The sequence below is a fragment of the Allofournierella sp. genome (assembly GCF_048388525.1).
GTDB lineage: Bacteria > Bacillota > Clostridia > Oscillospirales > Ruminococcaceae > BQOK01.
The window spans coordinates 1-13,589 of record NZ_DBGCTQ010000116.1 but is presented as its reverse complement, the minus strand read 5'-3'; the positions used below and the strand labels follow the sequence as shown (position 1 = coordinate 13,589).

At 62.8% G+C, this 13,589-nt stretch carries 12 protein-coding genes and 1 pseudogene; 9 read left to right on the top strand and 4 right to left on the bottom strand.

The window, feature by feature from the left end:
* Positions 1–7: 7 nt before the first annotated feature.
* Positions 8–826, top strand: a complete 819-nt coding sequence (locus ACMLHZ_RS14055) for a putative ABC transporter permease (RefSeq protein WP_418668297.1) — start codon at positions 8–10, stop codon at positions 824–826.
* Positions 827–893: 67 nt separating this feature from the next.
* Here ACMLHZ_RS14055 and ACMLHZ_RS14050 read toward each other — a convergent pair whose 3' ends face one another.
* The 4 genes from ACMLHZ_RS14050 to ACMLHZ_RS14035 form a co-directional block, all read right to left on the bottom strand.
* Complete coding sequence (locus tag ACMLHZ_RS14050) at positions 894–2,132, bottom strand: glycosyltransferase family 2 protein (RefSeq protein ID WP_418668296.1); 1,239 nt, start codon at positions 2,130–2,132, stop codon at positions 894–896.
* Between the two features lie 190 nt (positions 2,133–2,322).
* Positions 2,323–2,850, bottom strand: coding sequence for a flavin reductase family protein (locus ACMLHZ_RS14045; protein ID WP_418668295.1), 528 nt, complete (start codon positions 2,848–2,850; stop codon positions 2,323–2,325).
* A gap of 27 nt (positions 2,851–2,877) precedes the next feature.
* On the bottom strand, positions 2,878–4,299 hold the full coding sequence (locus ACMLHZ_RS14040) for a lipopolysaccharide biosynthesis protein (protein ID WP_418668294.1): 1,422 nt from the start codon (positions 4,297–4,299) through the stop codon (positions 2,878–2,880).
* Positions 4,300–4,352: 53 nt separating this feature from the next.
* Positions 4,353–4,931, bottom strand: a complete 579-nt coding sequence (locus ACMLHZ_RS14035) for a M48 family metallopeptidase (RefSeq protein WP_418668293.1) — start codon at positions 4,929–4,931, stop codon at positions 4,353–4,355.
* A gap of 350 nt (positions 4,932–5,281) precedes the next feature.
* On the opposite strand from ACMLHZ_RS14035, the gene ACMLHZ_RS14030 reads away from it, so the two are divergent.
* The 8 genes and pseudogenes from ACMLHZ_RS14030 to ACMLHZ_RS13995 form a co-directional block, all read left to right on the top strand.
* Complete coding sequence (locus tag ACMLHZ_RS14030) at positions 5,282–7,567, top strand: anaerobic ribonucleoside triphosphate reductase (RefSeq protein ID WP_418668292.1); 2,286 nt, start codon at positions 5,282–5,284, stop codon at positions 7,565–7,567.
* 143 nt (positions 7,568–7,710) lie between these two features.
* Positions 7,711–7,821: pseudogene (gene nrdD / locus ACMLHZ_RS14025) on the top strand (anaerobic ribonucleoside-triphosphate reductase); the annotation flags it as partial.
* Entirely contained in the window at positions 7,821–8,339 is a 519-nt protein-coding gene (gene nrdG, locus ACMLHZ_RS14020; RefSeq protein ID WP_418668291.1) for an anaerobic ribonucleoside-triphosphate reductase activating protein, read from the top strand. The pseudogene nrdD and the gene nrdG, both read left to right, overlap by 1 nt.
* Before the next feature lie 160 nt (positions 8,340–8,499).
* Positions 8,500–9,153 (top strand): response regulator transcription factor, encoded by a 654-nt coding sequence (locus tag ACMLHZ_RS14015; protein ID WP_177564423.1) that lies wholly within the window; start codon positions 8,500–8,502, stop codon positions 9,151–9,153.
* 1 nt (position 9,154) lies between these two features.
* The gene (locus ACMLHZ_RS14010; protein WP_418668290.1) at positions 9,155–10,618 is read left to right on the top strand and encodes a sensor histidine kinase; all 1,464 of its coding nucleotides are present in this window, start codon (positions 9,155–9,157) and stop codon (positions 10,616–10,618) included.
* On the top strand, positions 10,615–11,727 hold the full coding sequence (locus ACMLHZ_RS14005) for a hypothetical protein (protein ID WP_418668289.1): 1,113 nt from the start codon (positions 10,615–10,617) through the stop codon (positions 11,725–11,727). Before ACMLHZ_RS14010 ends, ACMLHZ_RS14005 begins: the two co-directional genes overlap by 4 nt.
* Before the next feature lie 25 nt (positions 11,728–11,752).
* Entirely contained in the window at positions 11,753–12,808 is a 1,056-nt protein-coding gene (locus ACMLHZ_RS14000) for a hypothetical protein (RefSeq protein ID WP_418668288.1), read from the top strand.
* Between the two features lie 268 nt (positions 12,809–13,076).
* A partial coding sequence (locus ACMLHZ_RS13995) for an N-acetylmuramoyl-L-alanine amidase family protein (RefSeq protein WP_418668287.1) occupies positions 13,077–13,589 on the top strand: 513 nt, incomplete at its 3' end.

Genomic DNA, 13,589 nt, shown 5'->3' with positions numbered 1-13,589 from the left:
GGAAGCAATGTTTGGTTTTTCTGTGTACCAGCTGCTCTGGTACTTCTTTATTTATGCGGTGCTGGGCTGGTGTGTGGAGGTGATCTTCTGCACCGCGACCACCGGCCAGTGGGTAAACCGGGGCTTTTTGAACGGCCCGCTGTGCCCCATCTACGGCTTCGGCATGGTGATCGTGCTGCTCTGCCTCACCCCGCTGCAGGGCAGCCTGCCGCTCTTGTTCCTGGGATCTTTTCTGCTCACCAGCGCCCTGGAACTGGTGACCGGCTTTGTGCTGAAAAAGGCCTTCCACACCACCTGGTGGGATTATTCCGACCAGCCCTTCAACCTGGGCGGTTACGTGTGCCTGGGGTTCAGCCTGGCCTGGGGCCTGGGGGGCATGGCGGCGGTGCGCCTTCTGCATCCGCCGGTGGCAAAATTTGTCGCCTTTTTGCCCCGCCCGGTGGGCTGGACCCTGCTGGGGGTCTTTGGGCTTGCCTTTCTGATCGACCTGGCCGCCACCCTGACCACCCTCATCGGCCTGGAACGGGACCTGCGGGAGCTGGAGCGCATTGCCGCGGCCCTGCGCCGGGGCAGCGACGCCATCAGCCGGAACCTGAGCGACGCGGCCCTTGCCGCCGACGAAAAGCTGGAGGAGGGCAGGGAAGCCCTGCCCGCAAAGCTTGCCGAGCTGGAGGTGCGGCGCGATTTTCTGCGGGCCAAGCTGGTGGACAGCCGCCTGTTCGGTGCGGGCCGGCTGATGCGGGCCTTCCCCGCCATGCAGAACTTAAAGCACAGCGACGCCCTGGCCGAGCTGAAAGCCGAGTTCAAAGCCCGCCTGCCGCGTTAATGCCGCCCCACATGCAAAGAACACCGCCGGTCCTTTGGACCGGCGGTGTTCTCTTTTTCAGTTGTGTTCAGGCGGCCTTTTCGGTGCCCGCCACCTGGCGGATGCTCACCGCGGCCGAGTGCCGGATGGGCGCCCACTCCACCTTTTTAAAACAGGCCATAAGTCCCACAGGCAGGTAGGTGGCCATGAACAGCGGGAAGGTCACCAGGCTTGCCAGCTTTTGCGCGGTGGTGGCCCGCAAATTCTTCCACTCGGTGATGCCGGTCAGGATCCCCATGCCCAGCAGCGAAACATACGCCCCCGCGATCAGCTGCAGCACCGAGAGCCCAAGCAGGCTCCAGCTGCCGGCCGCCAGCGCGGCCAGGCCCGCAAAGCACAGGCTCAAAGCGGTGCACAGCAGGATCGGCATATAGGAGAGCAGAATGTCGGCGCAGGCCCAGCTGCCCCGCAGCGCGCCCTTGACCATGCGGCCGCCCCGCGAGCCCAGCACCTGCAAAAAGCCCTTGCACCAGCGCATGCGCTGTTTCACGCTGGCCGCGTAATCGGTGGGCTGCTCGTCAAAGAACTCCGCCTGGGGGCAGTAGCCAATGCGGCGGCCCGCCAGGATCTGATCCACCGAGAACTGCAAGTCCTCGCACAAAAGGTGCCAGGGCCAGCCGCCCGCCTCTTTCAAAATCTCCTCGCTCACCACAAAACCGGTGCCGGTCACGTTGCAGCTGGTTTTCAGCATCATGCGGGGGGCGTTCATGTAGCGGGCCTCGCGCAGAAAGCACAGTGCGTAGCCCGAGGCGATCCAGCCTGCGTAGTTTTTCGAGTTTCGGTAGCTGGTGACCACCGGGCACTCGGGGCCGAACACGCCGTCCATCCGGCGCACAAAATCCGGCCGAAGCAGGTTATCCGCATCAAACACAAAGTAGCCGTCGTAATGCTTGCCCAGCGCCCAGATCTTTTTAAGCAAAAAATCCAGCGCGTAGCCCTTGCCCACAAGCTGCTTGTTCTGCCGCTCGAACACGGTGGCTCCCGCCTGGCGGGCTGCCTTTGCGGTCCCGTCGGTGCAGTTGTCGGCGGCTACATACATATCCACACCGCCCGGGTAATCCTGGGCGCGGATGCTCTCGAGCAGTTGGGGAAGCACGGCCTCCTCGTTGCGGGCGCACACCAGCACGGCGTAGCGGTTTTCACCCTTGCCCGGGTTCCACTTCGGTTTTTTCATCAGGGTCAGCAGGGCGTAAAGGCCCTGGTAGGCGCAGCACACACCCAGCGCCATCATGCACAGGCGGCTGATCAAAAGCAATGTATCGGCCATAGTCGGCCCATCCTCTCCCGGCCCCCGATTTAGCGCGGATGCGCCCGGGCCGTTACATCCCATTCAACGAGAGGGGGAAGCGTATATTTTCAGTTTTTTTGATTTTTTTCATTTTGTAAGAAAGATTTAAGATTCTGCGGGCGAAAAAAAAAGGCCCCAAAGCCGCAAGACCACAGGCTTTGGGGGCATTTTACCTGTTTTCAAAAAGCAGGCTTCCTTTTTTTAGCAGCGGGCTTGCGCGGGGCGGCACCGGGCCCTTTTGCTCCAGCCGGTAGGCTTTGTCCCGCAGGGGGGGCTCGCCGCTCAGCACCGCCGCGTCGGTCACGCCGGCCAGCACCAGCAGCCGTTCCCCCGCCTCGGTAACGTCCTTTACCCGGCAGATCAAAATCGCGCTCACATGTTCAGCCGGGCAGGGCACCGCACGCAGCTCGGCCACCTGCAGGCCCTCGAATTTGTCGATCTCTGCGCAGGAATAAAGCCCGAACCGCTCGATCAGCTTCGGGGGCGCGCTTTCGGCCAGCACCGAAAGCGCAAATGTTTTGCCGCGCTGCACCGCGCGGGCCGTAAAGTTTTCCCTGTGCAGGCTCACGGTGAGCTGCGGGTCGGCGGTGGCAAGCGGCGTGACCGCGCTCACCACACACCCCACACCCCGGCCCCCGTCCACCGCGGTGAGCACATACAGCCCGTGATCCAGCTTTTGCAGCGCACTGCGATCCATTCGTGCTTCCCCCTTCTGTCCGCGCCTTCAGGCGCGCCGGCCCCGCCTGCCCAGCAGCTGGCGCAGCATGCCCAAAACCCCCTGGAAGTTAAAGGCGCATACCCCCACCGTGAGCAGCGAGCACCAGATCGCCCAGTGGGGCGCCTGGAACAGCATCAACCCCACCTCGGCCATGACCATGATTCCGTTGAACACAAGCTTTACCGGCGCAAAATCAATGCGCAGCAGCCCCCGGGTGTTCACCGCCCGCAGCAAAAACACCAGCAGATAGCTCAAAAAGCTGGCCAGGGTCACCCCATTCGGTCCCATGCGGGGAATGAACAGCCAGTTGAGCGCGCAGTTTGCAACAGCGCCCGCCATCATGGTGTAAAGCGACAGGGTACTGCGCTTTTCCACCATGTAAATGCTGTTCAGGAACTGGTTCAGGCAGTTGAACAGCGTGGCAATGGTGAGCAGCGGCACAAACTGCCAGGCCTCGTAAAAATTCGCCTTGAACAGGAACATGAGCGGGCGGCACAGCAGCACAATCCCCGCGCAGCAGCAGAACAAAAGGCTCTGGTAAAGGCTGAACACCCGGCTGAAAAACCGCTCCCGCCCCTGCTCCTCGGTCACGGCCGAGAGCTGCCACGCCTCGTAAAAAATGGTGCCCAGTACCGTCAGAATGGTGGGCAAAAAGTAGCCCACCCCCAAAAGGCCGGTCCAGTATTCGCCCGCCTGGCCCTCGTAGCCGTTGCACATCACCTTTACAAAAAACAGGTCGCTGGCGTTGATGATCCAAAAGCTGATCTGTGCGGGCACCATGGGCAGCGCGTAGCCCATCATCTTTTTCCACAGCGGCAGGTTAAAGCTGGCAAAGCGCAGGTAGCGCCGCAGCCCCGCGATCACAAACACGAACAGCGCGCTCAGCGCGTCCGAGCAGATGAGCGCCAGCACATACCCCTCGGCCCCCAGGTGCAGCCCGGACAAAAACAGCAGCATAAACCCCAAATTGGTCGCGCTGCACAGAACGCCGTCCAACGCGACCAGCCGGTTGATCTGGCGGCTGCGCACAAATTGGGTGCACAGGGTGCGCAGGCAGCTCACCAGCACATGTACATACAAAAGCAGCGCGTAGGTATTGAACAGCGGGATCAGCCGCAGCAGCGGGTAAAAAGCCAGCATCAGCCCAAACCCCAGCAAAATGGTCACAAGGCCGTTGGTGAACACCTGGCTCTTGCTGTTTTGTTTTTCCAGCCCGAACCGGATAATGGCAAAGCTCACGCCCATGCTCACCAGTGGGATGAGCAGTGAGCCGATGTTCTGCACCAGCTTGGTGATGCCCACCTCCTCCACCTCGCCCATGGCAAAGGTGATGTAGGGCTGCAGCACGATGCTGAGCAGCTTGGAGGAAAAGTTGCTGATGGCAAACAGCATGGTGTTGTTCATCAGCTTTTTATACTTGCCGTCCACCGGATCCTTCCTCTCCCGATTCGTTCCCATTAGGTTACCCTATTATAACAAGCTTAGTCCGCCTTGTCACCCTGCGGCGGCATTTTAAGCAGGGCGCGGCGGGCCTTATAGTCCGGCAGGATGCCGGCCACCAGCGCCCAGAATCCTGCCTGGTGGTCGGGGTGCACAAAATGGCAGTACTCGTGCACCACCACGTATTCCACCGCCTCGGGGGGCATCAGGGCAAGGCGCGCCGCCAGGGTGATACGCCGCTCTTTTACATTGCAGCTGCCCCAGCGGGTGCGCATGTCCCGCACGCGCAGTTCGGGCCTTTGGCCCCCCAGCACCCCTGCAAACAGGGGGAATACCCGCTCGCTGACCGGCAAAAACAGCGCAAGGCACTCTTTTTTGCCGGGCGCGGCCTGTGCCGCCTCGGCGGCCTGCCGGCGGCGCATCTTGGCCTGCGCGGCCGCGATCCACCCGGCCCGGCCGGCCACAAATGCGTCCACCGCGGCCAGGGGCGCGCGCGGCGGAGCGCTCACCGCCACGCTGCCGTCGCCCCGAACCCGCAGATTCAAATTTTTAACCCGTTTGCGGGTCAGCTCGTATTCCACCCCGCCTGCGCTGCGCATGCTGCACTGCCGCAAGCCCATCCGTTCTCCCCCGCTTTGTTTTGGATTTTTCGTTTGTTTTCCTGTTTTGCCAAAAAGCGCGGCGCGTGAACGGCCACCCTGCGCCCGGTCCGGGCGCAGGGGCGGATGCACCCTTTATTCGGTCGGCAAAACAACCGCGCTGCGGTTATTTTACCATGTTTTTCATATGAAAGGGGCACCCAGAGCAAAAGTAACAAAAAATTCATACAAACCTTAGCGTTTATTTTGTGTTCTCTCATATTGACACCCACTATATCTGGGTGTCATAATGAATAGCGAATGAAATCAAACCCAAAATACAGGGCTGGGCGCAGGGCGCCCGAAAGGCCGCGCAAAAAGGAGTTTTCGCCATGATCAAGAGTGTTGTCAAGCGGGACGGGCGGGTCGTTTTATACGACGAGAGCAAGATCGCCTCGGCCGTTTTAAAGGCTTTGGAGGCCGCCGGAGAGGGCGATGCCGCCGAGGCCGCCCGCGTTGCCAACAAGGTGGCCCGCCGCCTGGAGCTGGGCTGCGGCGACGAATCGCCCCAGATCGAGCAGATCCAGGACGCGGTGGAGACCGGCCTGATGGAGTGCGGCCACGACGAGGCCGCCAAAAAGTACATCCTGTATCGGGCCAACCGCACCCGCATCCGCGAGGCGAACACCAGCCTGATGAAGACCATCGACGAGATCACCAATGTGGACGCCCGCATCAGCGACATGAAGCGCGACAACGCCAACATCGACGGCAACACCGCCATGGGCAGCATGCTGCAGATCGGCACCGCCGGCGCCAAAGCCTACAACGCGGCCTATCTGCTCACCCCCCAGCAGGCAAAGGCCCACTCCGAGGGCGACATCCACATCCACGACTTCGATTTTTATTCCCTCACCACCACCTGCACCCAGATCGATATTCTGCGCCTGTTCCACGGCGGGTTTTCCACCGGGCACGGCTTTTTGCGCGAGCCCTCGGGCATCGGCAGCTACGCCGCGCTGGCGGCCATCGCCATCCAGTCCAACCAGAACGACCAGCACGGCGGCCAAAGCATCCCCAACTTCGACTATGGCATGGCCGAGGGCATCCGCAAAAGCTTTGCCAAGGCCTACGTGAAAAAGCTGGCGGAGACCGCCGAGGATCTGCTGGCAAGCGAGGATGGCTCCGCCCTGGCAAAGGCCGCGGTGCAGGCCGCGGTCAGCGAGCTTGGCACCGGCCCCCGCATGGGCGATGATCAGCAGGAGTTCGACCAGCTCGTGGCCGGCGCCCTTGCCGGGGCCAGCGCGCTCAGCAGCGCCGACGCGGAGCGTGCCGTGGCCACGGCACGCCGCCGGGCGTTCCAGCAGACCGACCGCGACACCTACCAGGCCATGGAGGGCTTTGTGCATAACCTGAACACCATGCACAGCCGCGCCGGCGCCCAGACCCCCTTCAGCAGCATCAACTACGGCACCGACACCAGCCCCGAGGGCCGCATGGCCATCCGCAATATCCTTCTGGCCGAGGACGCGGGCCTGGGCCACGGCGAAACCCCCATCTTCCCCATCCATATTTTTAAGGTCAAGGAGGGGGTAAACTACAACGAGGGCGATCCCAACTACGATTTGTTCAAGCTCTCCATGAAGGTCAGCGCCAAGCGCCTGTTCCCGAACTACGTCTTTTTGGACGCGCCCTTCAACCTGCAGTATTACGTGCCCGGCCGCCCCGAGACCGAGGTTGCCACCATGGGCTGCCGCACCCGCGTGATGGGCAATGTATACGACCCCGAGCGCCAGATCAGCTACAGCCGGGGCAACCTGTCCTTCACCAGCATCAACCTGCCGCGCCTTGCCATCTTGTCCGGCCGCGACGAGGCGGCTTTCTATCAAAAGCTGGATGCCATGCTGGAGCTGGTGGCGCAGCAGCTGCTGGACCGGTTCGAGATCCAGGCCGCCAAACGGGTCTACAACTACCCGTTCCTGATGGGCCAGGGCGTCTGGCTGGACAGCGACACCCTCGGCCCTGCCGACGAGGTGCGCGAGGTGCTCAAGCACGGCACCCTCTCCATCGGGTTCATCGGCTTGGCCGAAGCCCTGACCGCGCTGTACGGCCACCACCACGGCGAGAGCGAGGAGATGCAGCAGAAGGGCCTTGCCATCGTAAAGCACATGCGCGATTTCTGCGACCAAAAGAGCCAGGCCATGAAGATGAATTTCACCCTGCTGGCCACCCCGGCCGAGGGGCTCTCCGGGCGCTTTACCCGCATGGACCGCAAGCGGTTCGGCACCATTCCCGGTGTGAACGACCGCGAATACTACACCAACAGCTTCCACATCCCGGTGTGGTACCCCATCTCGGCCTACGACAAGATCCAGAAAGAAGGCCCTTACCACGCTTTTACCAACGCGGGGCATATCAGCTATGTGGAGCTGGACGGCGACACCGCCAACAACCTGGAGGCCTTTGAGAGCGTGGTGCGCTGCATGCACGACGCGGGCGTGGGGTACGGCAGCATCAACCACCCGGTGGATCGGGACCCCGTGTGCGGCTATGTGGGTGTGATCGGCGACGTTTGCCCCCGGTGTGGCCGCCGCAGCGGCGAGGCCCTGGCCCCCGAAAAGCTGGCCGAGCTTCGCAAAAAGTACCCGGGCGTGCCCACTTTCTGCGGGTGCGAATAAGGTTTTTGCCGGGTTTTGTTGCAACGGCAACCCGGTCAGCCGGCCCGGCCTGTTATAATCGGTTTTAAGGCAAAAGCAATTACTTTTGAATTTTGGAGGAATGAACAATGGCCGCAATGCAAAAACAGTCGGTCGTGGGCAAGGACGTGCCCTTCGAGCGCATCCGCCGCATCACGGGTTACCTGGTGGGCACCATGGACAAATGGAACGACGCCAAAAAGGCTGAAGAGCGCGACCGGGTAAAGCACCTGTAATGCTGCGCGTCGCGGGTTTTGCAAACGATAGCATCGTGGATGGGCCCGGCCTGCGCTTCACGGTGTTCTTCCAGGGGTGCCCCCATCATTGCCCCGGCTGCCACAACCCCGAAACCTGGCCTTTCGAGGGTGGCCAGCAGTGCACCCCCGAACAGCTGCTGGCCCTGGCCCGGCGCAACCCCCTGTGCAGGGGCGTCACTCTTTCGGGCGGCGAACCCTTTGCCCAGGCCGGGCCAGAGCTGGTGCGCTTTGCGCTGCTCTGCCGCGAAGCAGGGTACGAGCTGGCGGCCTATACCGGCTACACCTTTGAGCAGCTGGCCTCCGGCACGCCGGAGCAGCGCGCGCTGCTGGCGCAGCTCGACACCCTGATCGACGGCCCGTTTGTGCAGGCCGAGAAAAGCCTGGACCTGCGCTTTCGGGGCAGCCGGAACCAGCGCATCCTGAACGTGCCTCAAAGCCTTTGCGCCGGCACCCCCGTCTGGGAAACAGGCGAGCGCTGGGTGGGGGCTCATGAATAATTTCTTCGGCGGGCGGGGCTTTTTTGCCCCGCCCGCTTGGTGTTTACAGTTCCGATACAACTTATTGCCTACAAATTTGCGGTCTGTATGCAATAATGAGGGCAAGCAAGGCTGGCTGCAGCGGGTGTTTTGCGGCGGCTGGGCAAGGAGGGAATGCGATATGGCCCATATCCTGATCGTGGAAGACGAAGCGCACATCGCGCAGATGATCGGGGCCACCCTGGCGCTGGGCGGCTACACCAGCGAGACCTGCGCCGACGGGCAAAAGGCGGTGGAGCGCATTTTTTCCGGCGGGTTCGATTTGATCCTGCTGGATGTAATGCTGCCCGGGCTGGACGGCTTTTCGGTGATGGAGCGGGTGGCCGAGCTGGATGTGCCGGTGATCTTTCTGTCGGCCATGCAGCAGGTGGCGGATAAGGTAAAAGGCCTGCACCTGGGGGCTGAGGACTACATCGCCAAACCCTTTGAGGCGCTGGAGCTGCTGGCCCGGGTGGAGGTTGCCCTGCGCCGGCGGGGCAGGGGCGCACAGGTGCTGCAATACGGCGACATCCGGCAGGATCTGGCGGCCCACACTGTCACCCGGGGCGGCCGGCCGGTGACCCTAAGCCCCAAGGAATTTGAGCTTCTTCGGGTGTTTCTGCAAAACCAGGATCTGGCCCTCAGCCGCGAAAAGCTGCTGGCCATGGTGTGGGGCTACGAGTTCGAGGGCGAAACCCGCACCGTGGATATCCACGTGCAGCGGCTGCGCCACAAGCTGGGGCTGGCTGGGCGGCTTGTGACCCTGCCCCGCATCGGCTACCGGCTGGAGCACTGAAATGAAGCTGTGGCAAAAGGTATTTCTCACAACGCTGGCCCTGCTGGTGCTCACCACCAGCGGGCTGAGCCTTTTGTTTCTGCGCTCCAGTCAAAACGAGCTGTGGCAGCGGGAACGCCGGCGGGCTGCCACCCAGCAGCAATATATGGCGAGCCTCATCAAAACAGGGGTGGTCAGCCAGCGGCTGCAAAGCGGGCAGATCTGCCTTGGGCCGGACGCCGCCGACCAGGCGGCGCTGGAGGTGATGGAGCGGCAGGCGCCGGACGAGTATCTCACCGCCAGCCAGCTCTATCGCAACGGCCGCTCCGTCAGCGCCGACGAAACCGGCCTGTGCCGCGGCAGCGGCCTGGCCGGCAGTGAATACACAGACCCTGCGCTCACCTACGGGCAGGTTTTCCGCCGGGAAGCGCAGCTGTTTTTTGCTCTGAACGCCCCCCTTTTGCTGGAACAGACCGACTACCGGTTGATCTGCGTTTTCGATGTGACTGACCTGGACCGGCATTTGCAGCGCCAAACCACCAACGCCCTGGCGCTGAGCGGCGCGGCCAGCCTGCTTTCCGCCGCCGTGCTGCTTGTGATCGTGCGGGCCTTGCTGCGGCCGCTTTCCACCCTGTCGCGCGCTTCCCGCCATATCGCGCAGGGCAACTATGCCGAGCGGGTGAACCTTGGCGGGAGCGACGAACTGGCCAGCCTTGCCCAGGATATGAACCGCATGGCCCAGGCCGTGCAGAGCCGGGTAGAGCAGCTGGAACAGGCCGCTGACGACCAAAAAGCCTTTATCGCCAATATGGCCCACGAAATGAAGACCCCTCTCACCAGCATCCTGGGCTTCGCAGACCTTCTGTATCTTCAAAAAGATGTACCGGTCAAGCGCCGCATGGAATACGCGGGCATCATTGTGGAGGAAACAAAACGCATGCGCTCCCTGTCCGGCAAACTGATGGAGCTGCTGAATGTGGGCAGCCAGAACCTGGTGTTCACTCCGGAGCCCCTGGACGCCCTGGTGGCCGAGGTTTCCGCTGCCATGCAGCCGGTGCTGGCCGGCGCGGGCATCACGCTGCAGCAGGCCTGCGAGCCCGGCCTGACCGTGCTGGCCGACCGCGAACTATTCAAATCGCTGCTGTTCAATTTTATCGACAACGCCCGCAAAGCAAGCCCCCAGGGCAGCACCATCAAGCTGCTGGGGCATGTTCAGCAGGGCGAGGCTGAGCTTCTGGTACGGGATTACGGGCAGGGCATTCCCGAAAAAGAACTGGAAAAAATCCGCCAGCCCTTTTACATGGTGGACAAGTCCCGCAGCCGCAAGGCCGGGGGCGCGGGGCTGGGCCTTGCTCTGTGCGAGGAGATCGCCCGCATCCACGGCGCCCGCTTTTCCATCGACAGCCGGGTTGGCGAAGGCACCCTGATTACCCTGCGCCTGCCCCTGGCCGGCGCGGAACCAACCACCGGGGAGGTGCAGCCATGATGGACCGCCAGCCCGCAAGGCCGATGCCGCCCGCCTCTGCAAAGCCGGCCTCCGCCCCCTGCGGCCTCCGGCGCAGCGCGGCCCGCAAACGCCGGTATACCGCCTGGAAGGTGGCGGCTCTGGCGGCGGGTATTTTGCTGGCCGGGAGCCTGGGGACCTACCTTGCAGCCCAGGCCATCGCCGCCCCCAAAGCCACCGTGGAGCAATCCGCCGCGCTGCCCGTGCGCAACGCCGTGGGGCAAAAGGCCGATGAGGTGAAATTTTTGCCCTGGCAGGTGTTCGACCAGGCCGCGCCCGCACCCGTGGGCGAAGTGGACGTTCAGGAGGTGGTCCGGGCGCTCCAGGCCCCCGCAATGGCGCTGCTGAGCTGTGGGTATACCCGGCAGGCCGCGTGGGAGCCCGCGGCAGGCTCCTCTTCCCTTCCCTTTTTCTCCCTCTCCGACCGGCAGGGTGACTTTTCCTACATCCAGGGCGCGGGTTTTACCGTTACCTGCCAGCCGGGGCCGGAGGGCCTTCCCGCGGCGTTCCCGGCTTTATTGGACGTTGCCGTCGGCACTTCTCCGGGCGGTTTGCACGCCGCCTGTTTTGTAATGCAGCTGCGCCCCGACCTGGTTACCTCCCCCGGCCCGGACCAGTTGGATGCGGCCCGGCATGCCGTGCTGCAGGATCTGTATGCCCTGGCCGGCACGGCCGGGGGCGGGTTGGCGGTGCCCTCTGTGGCAGGCACCGAAGAAACTGTGCAGTCTTCCTCTGCATGCAGCCTGCAGGCGATGCTCCCCTTTTTGGAGGGTTACCTGGGCGAGGGCAGCTTTACCGGTGCTTCCGCCGCTGCCCTCTCGCTTGTGCGGGGCGCGCTGGACAGCCCGGATTTCGCCGGGCTTTTCCGCGAGAGCCTGCGAACCGCAAACCCGGCCGACCCGGAAGACGAGCGCATTGAACAGGCCTTGCAGTCCGCTTTTTTGGCCTGGCAGAGCATTGACTTTCAGCTTGTGACGCTGGATTCCACGATCCTGATGCTTTTTACTGCCAGCTACGATGGTTCCAGCAGCGCGCTGGGCATTTACTATGACCCGGTGCTGGCCTGCTACAGCGGGTTCGGCATCCAATAAGCCGTGCGAAGGGAGGCTGCGGGCAATGGAAAAACATCCCAAGCATGGTTCTTTCAACGCGGTATTTGCCGGTGCGGCTGCGGGCATTTTGCTGGCGGGCGCGGGCCTGGTGGGTCTTGCGGGGAATCCCCGCTGGGCCAGGCCGGTACGGCAGGCTGCCAGCGCCCTGCCGGTGCGCAGTGTCATCGGCCTGGATTCGGCCGATGTGGAGTTCTGGCCCTGGGAGGCTCTGGCACAGGCCCGCGCAGCCGATTCGCCTGAACTCATCACACCCCCTCCCGACCCAGGCGGCGCCTTTTCGCTGGAGTTTGTGAATGCTCTTTTGGGAATGGGCGGCCTGGATGTGGATTTGGATCTGCTCAACGGCGCCTGCTCTGTTCTAAACAGCGGCGGGGAAAGCTGCTTTTATCTGGAGGGGCTCTCCTTTTTCTCTTATCCGGTGCGCCGGGAGGCCGATCCCACGCCCTCCCTGGCCACGCTTCCGCTTCGGGCCGGGCTGGTGATGGGCTATCGCCGGGAACGGCTTGCCCTGACCCTGAACGTGGAGGCCGCAGAGGGCTACGCCGCGCTGCCGGAAAATTGGGCCGCGGCTGCCCAGCAGCGCGCACTGGAAGAGCTGATGTACCTGGTCAATCTGAGCAACGACGACCAGCGCGCGCACCTGTACGATCATATGGCGTCCATTTTTTCCCGTGCGGGCGATCTTCCTCCCACGCCTATTTTCGACTCACAGCAGCAGCTGCTGTGGCGCATGGTGGGGAAGGATCAGCTCATACAGCGGCTGGAACGCCTTGCTGCCCTGCTGCGTTACGCCCAGCAATGCAGCGTGGATTCTTACAGCCGTTACGGCTTCGATCACAGCGTCTCCATCAATGGCGGGCTGTATCCGCACCAGCCCCTGCATGCGGACGCCCCGCCCCCGCAGGAGGCCTTGCTCACGGTACTCACCCAGGCGGGGCTGGACGTACAGCTGCTCCCGCTGGATCACCAGCTCCTTATTTTATTCAGTTGGGAAAGCGGGAATCTGGGCGTCTGCTACGACCCCCTGCTGGATCATTTCGAGGGCTTTGCCCTGCAATGAGCCTTGGGCCGCCGGTACTGCACTTTTTACAGGCCGGATACATCTTTTTGTTTACTTTGTTCGCTCTTTCTTTTTGTACTTTGCTTGTAACGGATGTTTCCCCGCAGGCGTCATGTAAAAAGAAAGGGGGCTTGTACTGTGCCTGTACGTACCGTTTGTACCACCCATGCCCGGCGCACTTTTTTGAGCAGATCCGCCCCGTTTGAAACATTTGCGTTCTGTTTCTCGTTTTACAGCTAGACCCCAAAATGAAAGTGAGGGCCCCTTTATGCGCCGCTCAATCTTTTCCAGCCCCCCGCACTCCCGCGCCCGCCGCCACACCCTGCTGTTTGTTGCCGCAGCGGCCGCTCTTTTGCTGCTTGTGTACCTTGCCAGCAGCGTGCTGGCAGGTTTTTTAAAGCAAACGCCCGGCGGCCCGTACCGGGTGGCGGTCGATGCCGGCCACGGCGGGGGCGACAACGGCGCCTCGGGCCTTGCGGGCAGCCAGGAGTGGGCGCTCACCCAGGCCACGGCCCAGGCGCTGTGGGAGCTGTTGGAAACCGACCCGGACTTTATCCCCCTCATGGTGCGCGCAGACTGGAACGCCTCCGCCACGGCGGGTGAACGCGCCCGCACCGCCAAGCGCCAGCATGCCGACCTGCTGCTTTCCATCCACATGAATTCAGACGGCGGGGCGGGAACCGCCAGCGGGTTCGAGTGCTTTCCCGCGCCGCCTCAAAGCCCCCAAAACGCCGGCAGCCTGCGCTTTGCCGACTTACTGGCCGCCGAGATGGGCGCCGCC

Excerpts from the sequence above, each read along its gene's own strand:
- ACMLHZ_RS14055 (WP_418668297.1), top strand. The coding sequence starts at position 8 with ATGTTTGGTTTTTCTGTGTACCAGCTGCTCTGGTACTTCTTTATTTAT.
- ACMLHZ_RS14050 (WP_418668296.1), bottom strand. The coding sequence starts at position 2,132 with ATGGCCGATACATTGCTTTTGATCAGCCGCCTGTGCATGATGGCGCTG.
- ACMLHZ_RS14045 (WP_418668295.1), bottom strand. The coding sequence starts at position 2,850 with ATGGATCGCAGTGCGCTGCAAAAGCTGGATCACGGGCTGTATGTGCTC.
- ACMLHZ_RS14035 (WP_418668293.1), bottom strand. The coding sequence starts at position 4,931 with ATGGGCTTGCGGCAGTGCAGCATGCGCAGCGCAGGCGGGGTGGAATAC.
- ACMLHZ_RS14030 (WP_418668292.1), top strand. The coding sequence starts at position 5,282 with ATGATCAAGAGTGTTGTCAAGCGGGACGGGCGGGTCGTTTTATACGAC.
- nrdG (WP_418668291.1), top strand. The coding sequence starts at position 7,821 with ATGCTGCGCGTCGCGGGTTTTGCAAACGATAGCATCGTGGATGGGCCC.
- ACMLHZ_RS14015 (WP_177564423.1), top strand. The coding sequence starts at position 8,500 with ATGGCCCATATCCTGATCGTGGAAGACGAAGCGCACATCGCGCAGATG.
- ACMLHZ_RS14010 (WP_418668290.1), top strand. The coding sequence starts at position 9,155 with ATGAAGCTGTGGCAAAAGGTATTTCTCACAACGCTGGCCCTGCTGGTG.
- ACMLHZ_RS14005 (WP_418668289.1), top strand. The coding sequence starts at position 10,615 with ATGATGGACCGCCAGCCCGCAAGGCCGATGCCGCCCGCCTCTGCAAAG.
- ACMLHZ_RS14000 (WP_418668288.1), top strand. The coding sequence starts at position 11,753 with ATGGAAAAACATCCCAAGCATGGTTCTTTCAACGCGGTATTTGCCGGT.